6 protein-coding genes are annotated in these 6,116 nt (G+C 64.1%); 2 read left to right on the top strand and 4 right to left on the bottom strand.

The annotated features are described in order from the left end of the window. Window positions 1-26: 26 nt before the first annotated feature. Window positions 27-1,436, top strand: coding sequence for an amidase (locus tag AB0H61_RS21500; RefSeq protein ID WP_357307143.1), 1,410 nt, complete (start codon window positions 27-29; stop codon window positions 1,434-1,436). A gap of 133 nt (window positions 1,437-1,569) precedes the next feature. On the opposite strand, the gene AB0H61_RS21495 is transcribed toward AB0H61_RS21500, so the two are convergent. The 4 genes from AB0H61_RS21495 to AB0H61_RS21480 form a co-directional block, all read right to left on the bottom strand. Continuing rightward, window positions 1,570-1,920: a helix-turn-helix domain-containing protein gene (locus AB0H61_RS21495; protein ID WP_357307141.1), complete on the bottom strand. Its 351-nt coding sequence runs from the start codon at window positions 1,918-1,920 to the stop codon at window positions 1,570-1,572. Window positions 1,921-2,261: 341 nt separating this feature from the next. Further along, a complete protein-coding gene (locus AB0H61_RS21490; protein ID WP_357307297.1) occupies window positions 2,262-3,434 on the bottom strand; it encodes an ATP-binding protein in 1,173 nt (390 codons plus the stop codon). Window positions 3,435-4,169: 735 nt separating this feature from the next. Further along, complete coding sequence (locus AB0H61_RS21485; protein ID WP_357307139.1) at window positions 4,170-4,937, bottom strand: hypothetical protein; 768 nt, start codon at window positions 4,935-4,937, stop codon at window positions 4,170-4,172. Between the two features lie 13 nt (window positions 4,938-4,950). Beyond that, window positions 4,951-5,454 (bottom strand): hypothetical protein, encoded by a 504-nt coding sequence (locus tag AB0H61_RS21480; protein WP_357307137.1) that lies wholly within the window; start codon window positions 5,452-5,454, stop codon window positions 4,951-4,953. Between the two features lie 143 nt (window positions 5,455-5,597). On the opposite strand from AB0H61_RS21480, the gene AB0H61_RS21475 reads away from it, so the two are divergent. Then, window positions 5,598-5,795, top strand: a complete 198-nt coding sequence (locus AB0H61_RS21475) for a hypothetical protein (protein WP_357307135.1) — start codon at window positions 5,598-5,600, stop codon at window positions 5,793-5,795. Window positions 5,796-6,116 lie beyond the last annotated feature (321 nt).

Raw genomic sequence — 6,116 nt, 5'->3', positions numbered from 1 at the left:
TCGCTGTCCACCTTTGAGGCGATGCCATGCTGGATCGAGTGCATGCGTTCTGTGACGACGTGTTGGCCGCGCACGATGCCGTGGAGTTGGCAGAGTTGGTTCGCCGGGGTGAGGTCAGTCCACCGGAACTTGCCGCCGCTGCGACGGCCCGCGCCGACCAGGTGGATGGACAGTTGCACGCCATCGCATTTCGGTGTGAGCGTGCGCGTTTCGCCGAGGATCGGGCCGGCGATTGGTACGGGGTGCCGACGTTCCTGAAAGACAACGCCGATGCGGCAGGCATGCCAACGCGCCACGGCAGCGCGGCGGTTCCGTCGCGTCGCAGGGCGGGCGACGATGCGTTCACCAGGCAGTTCCTCAGTACCGGGGTCACGGTGCTCGGTAAGACGGCCATGCCGGAGTTCGGTCTGAACCCCACCACGGAATTCGAGTCCGGTGAGCCGACCAGGAACCCGTGGAATACGGCCCACTCGGTGGGCGGCTCGTCCGGAGGTGCGGCGGCACTCGTTGCGGCTGGCGTGGTTCCGGTGGCTCACGGCAACGATGGCGGTGGTTCGCTGCGCATACCTGCCGCATGCACTGGCCTGATTGGGTTGAAACCGACCAGATATCGCCATCGGGACAACACACAGGGCCGACGCCTCCCGATTCGGCTCATCTCCGAAGGCATCCTGTCCAGGACTGTTCGGGACACAGCCGTCTATGTCGCTGCGGCCGAGCGCATTTGGTGTAACCGCGATCTTCCGCCTATCGGGATGGTACGCGGACCCTCGGACCGTCTCCTCCGTGTCGGGATACTCACGGCGGTGGGGTCGGGCGATGGACCCGACGCTGAGACGCTCGCGACCGTCGATACTGCGGCGGAGCTTCTGGAAGGTGCAGGACACCGGGTAGAACAACTCGGTCTGCCATTCGAACGGCGCCTGGTGGAGGACTTCCTGCTGTACTGGGCGCTGCTCGCGCAACTGGCCGCGATAACCGGAAAAGCCATATACGGCCTGGCATTCGACTCGGGCCAGCTCGACCCGTTTACCCGAGGGCTCGGCCGCTACTACCGCGAACGCTGGCAGCGTACGGGTTCGGCCATGTATCAGCTGGCTCGAGCGAGGCGGACCTATGACGAGGTCATGACACAATATGATGTTGTCCTCTCCCCGGTACTCACGCACGCGGCCCCGCCGCTCGGCTACCTGAGTCCGAACGTCCCATTCGGGGAGCTGCTGGCCAGGCTCACGCGATACGTCGGCTACACACCGATCAATAACATCACGGGCACCCCCGCCATCTCGATCCCGATCGGACTTGCCGAATGCGGTGTGCCACTTTCGGTTATGGTCAGTGGTGCCTACGGGGACGAACGCACTCTCCTGGAGCTGGCCTATCTTTTCGAATCTGTGCGTCCGTTTCCTCGGATAGTCGGCACAGCAGCCGGATGACGTTGAGATATGTTGCAGCGCTGGCACGCTGATCCGTCGCAACAGGACGTCTTCGATGGAGCGGACTCGTTCGTGGAAGTGCCCGTGTCGGTGAAATGCCCACTGCTGGAATGATTTGCCTCTGAGTTCGGGGTCATTGGCGACCATGGCTGTCGCGTCGCGGGACACCGCGACGTTGGAGTGCTGTGCGGATGGTTGTGTGGGCTACTCCCAGGTGTTGGCCGATCTGGGTCAGTGACTCGCCGTTCTGGTAGCGGGTGACGGCGTAGTCGATTTCGAGTACCTGCAGATGAACGGCAGCTATAGGCCAACCGTTCGACCAGTGGCATGGTCCTGCTCGGTCACCCATGTTCCGCGCGCCGACGACGGCGCATGCCTGCGTATTGCTGTAACCCTGCTGCACGAGCTGCAAGTATGCCGCCCGCTCACGGTCGAACTTCTTGCGTCCCTGCGGTTTTCGGTCTTCACGAGCCTCGAACTCCATCGCATCCCCTGACCTGGGATGTTGCGACGACCCCTAGAACCCAAGGGTGGGCGGGTAGGGCTTCGCTTACGTTGTGTACGCGCCGGACCTCCTCCAGATCTGCACGGTACGGCAGGGCTCAACCGGCACCGCCGGTCAACTCAGTCCGCGTCCGTTGCCATCGGTAAACCGCTACGCGGTACCCGCCGCCGGGTGTCCACCGGCGTGATGGCGATCGCTGGACCTGCAACTGTCAAAGGGTTCGGGTTGTGGAGCGTTAGGCCCACGGAACGGTAGAGCCGCAGGTCAATGGGCTGCGGCTCTACCGCTTTTTCGGGGTATTGCGCGAACCGGGGAGGCGATCATGGTCGTGCGTTCCACAGGGCGCTCACGGGCAGGGCGCGGAATTTTGGTCCGAACGGGAGGGTTTCGGTGCCCGTGTAGAGCACGTATCCGGCGAGGAGGTCGTCGCCGAGCCGATCTGCGAGGTGGCGGAGGCCGCGGAAGTCCTCGCCCTTGACGGTGGTGGCGGCTTTCACCTCGATGGCGATCACCTCTCGGCGTTTGTTCTCGAGAACGATGTCGACTTCGACGTTGTCGCGGGTGCGGTAGTGGAACATGCGGGCGTCCTGATCGGACCAGGTGAGTTGGCGGGCGAGTTCGGCGGCTACGAAACCCTCCAGCAGTGGTCCGAGGGGGCCGTTCACCGCCCGCAGCGCGCGCGGGTCGGCACCGCACAGATAGGTGGCGATACCGGAATCGACCATGAACACCTTGGCGGTTGCGACGGCGCGTGTGGTCACGTTTCGCGACCACGCGGGGATGCGCTTGATCAGGAAGACTTCTTCCAGGAGGCGGAGGTAGCGGGCGACGGTGTCCTTGGGCAGGCCGAGTTCGTTGCCGAGGGTGCCGGGCACCAGGAGTTGACCGGACCTGGCGGCGACGAGGTTGGCCAGGGTGAACATCTCTGTGGTGCGTTCGATCTCGGACAGTTGCATCACGTCTCGGTTGATCAGATCGGCGACGTAGGAGGAGAAGAACCGTGAACGCCGTTTGCCTTCCCGTGCAACAGCTTCGGGGAATCCGCCGCGTGCGATCCGTTCGATGTAGTCATCGCGATTCTCGGCCCCGTCATGCCGTAGCTGTGGTCCGCGTTCGAAGGCGCAATCGATGAATTTGTCCGGCGCGCTGTCGATTTCGCCTTGGGACAGCGGCCAGAGTTCGATCGTTTCCATGCGTCCGGGAAGTGCGTCCGGAACGCTGCGAAGCGCCATGACATGAGCGGACCCGGTCAGTAGGAACCGGCCGGGCCGTCCATCGGCGTCGACGGTTTCCTTGATGGCCAGCAGCAGTTCCGGTACACGCTGCACCTCGTCGATGATCAATAGGGAATCGTCGAGGACGAACTGGGTGGGGTCGTAGCCGGCTGCCTGTCGGGTCTCTGGTTTGTCGAGGCTTCGCCAGGTCGCGCCGAGTTCCCTGCCTATCCGGGCGACCAGTGTGCTCTTGCCGCACTGGCGAGCTCCGTTAACCAGGACGACGCGAGTATCCGCCAGTGCTTCATGGACCGCCGAGTGGGCGTGGCGGGGAAGAATCCGACCAATCGGCGACGATGAGAAGGACGAGGTCACCGCAGTATTATTGCACATGCCGTGCGCGATCTGCCGCAGTATACATGCGCGTTCTGCCGCTATCCGTGTGCGCGTTCTGCCGCTATCATCGTGCGCGTCTTGCTGACGTCGGAACAGTTGCTTTGCCAGAGCGTTGTTGATGAGTCGGGCGTGTGATCCGCGGTTGATTCGTTGTGGTCGAGCATGTGGAGCGGTCGCAATCAGCGGATACTGCCAACCGGGCCCGGCCGGGTACCCACCGCCGCCTCCACGCCCATCGTGAACAACAGAAGGTTGTCGTCCAGCTCACCGCCACAGTCAACTCGTCGCGATCCCTTGAAGCCGTGAGCGACCTTCAGCGGAGCCTCGAGCCGTTCGCCTCGGTCCCGAGTGTCCAGGACTTCAACCGCGAAGCATCACAGCTTCTCGGCTTGGTCGCCTGAGGTAATACCCGTCTCTGATCAGACAACGAGCCGACTGCCCCCGGTCGGTCAGGCCGGGGGCGGCGCCGATGACGGTGGGTCCTCGCGCGAGACAGATCCGCACCGGACAAACGGAGTCCGGCGAGGTCTAGCATGCCGAGATTCCTGCAGACCTCGATTGGAAACGCCGAGGACCAGTCCGATTACCATGCGGCGCCAGCGTCGCGATGAGGGGGCATCATGCTTGGCATTGCAGATGGCTCATACCGATTGTCACCACGGTGACCGAGCCTTCCGGTGCGCCCTCGGGCCAGCCGGTGGCTGAAGCCCCGTGCTGCGGACCGGGCGTTCTCGTTGTGAGATCAATGGTTTCGACTGCGAGCCACCATCCCGTGTTCCTACACATGTCCCATCCGCGGCCGTCGCTACCGCTCGAATACAACTCGAGTGGCAATCCGCGGGAGTCGCGCAGATGCTGCAGCAGGCGGTCGGCGACCCCGCTATCGGGCGTGCCGTCGGTACTGCCGATGGACAGGACACGGTGGTACCACGGGCCTTGTCGCGATTCCGAGCACCAGGACGAATCCGCGAGCACCACAAGGCCATCGGGTAGTGGCAGCACCTGATCGGCGGCTGGCACCGGAACCGGTTTCGCGCCATAGGACGGCGAGCCGTCCGACCAGAACCACAGCATGAGCAAAACACCGAGTGGGCTTGCCACACAGTAGAGAACGACGAGAGCGCCGCCGAGCGCGGTGCGACGTGAAGCCATGCCGCCCGCTCGTCGGTCGGCGATCAGACCCGCCACCAGGATGCCCGCGCTAGCCAGGGTCAGCAACACCTCGACGCTGTACTGCACATCGCGGAGTGTCCAAGCGAGGAACGACACCACCAGTTGTGTCGCCGCGATCGTCGCTAGTGTGACGCCTACCCATAGGCGATGCTGCGCCGACTGCGCCGCCAGCAACCAGCACACCAACGGAATGACAAAGACCAGTCGTTCCACGCGGCCAGCCCGATCACCCCGGGCGATAGATCTCGTCGAACACCATCAGCTGGGCAGCGGTCAGCAGCGATCGAGCCTCGGCCAGGAGGTTCTCTCCCTGCTGCACGTGGAAGGGCCACCGGCACTTGTGTGACATCTCGAGATGAGCTCGGCTCTTGTCGGGGTCCACCGGCAGGCCGTCGGCTCCGAGGAGGTAGGCCAGGCCGAGCTGGAAATGGGCATCGCCCTGCGCGAAGCGGTCGTCGTCGTAACGAAGAGAGGAACATTCGAGAAGGTCAACGAGGAAGGAGCCGGCCTCGGGGTGGCCGAAATCTGCTGCGACATTGAGCAGTTTGTAGAGCAGTACGTCCATTTCTACCGCGTCGGCATCCGCCGATTCGAGCAAGAACAGGGCATCGACGTCACCCGCCCGAGCCGACGCCACGTACTGCCGGAACGACGGGGAACAACCCGGGCCCGGGCTCACGACATACCCGCCCCGGTCCTCGAACGGCGATGCGCTGTCGGCAACTGTCATATTCGGCACTGTAGAGCCCGGCACCGACACCTGACCGTGACGGCCACCTGCGAACTCGAGGCCGCCGCAGAACTCCCGTCCGCACCGCCACCGTGCCTGCCCACAACCCCAACTAAATCGGCGGTGACATCTCCGTCGGCGCAATGACCCTCCGCCAGAAGATCTTCCGCCCGTCCCCCGCTGGCACCCTGACCGCACTGCACTACCCGGCGTCTACCTTCGCTGCCCCACCTGGCCCCGGCGTCCACGGCAAGAACGGCTACCACGCCGCCCGCCACGCGCTGCGCCACGAATTCGGCAACCGCACAAACCCGTTCGACCTGCTGCCGGCCATCTACTGACGGTTCGCGGCGGGCTCGAATGAACAGCGGTCGCGACCCATTGTGCTTACGCTGCTGCTATGCACGTGGGCGGGTCTGCACTGATCGGCCGTGCCGCCGAACTCGTTCTGCTCCGGAACGCACTGACCGAGGCAGTCGGTGGACGGCCGCACATGGTGGTTTGCTCCGGTGAGGCGGGTAGCCCTATTGGCTGTGGCACCAGGTGCTCGGCGCGATCGAGTGCGACGAGTCCGCCGACCGTGCGGCGCAGTTCGAGCGAATCGTCGACAGGCACATCGACATCGACAAATTTCTCCGCCCGGGATCTTCGGTAGGTTCTGC

The sequence above is a fragment of the Nocardia sp. NPDC050710 genome, assembly GCF_040654375.1.
Taxonomy (GTDB): Bacteria; Actinomycetota; Actinomycetes; order Mycobacteriales; family Mycobacteriaceae; genus Nocardia.
The sequence above is the reverse complement of the archived record's forward strand: the minus strand, read 5'-3'. Positions and strand labels throughout refer to the sequence as shown.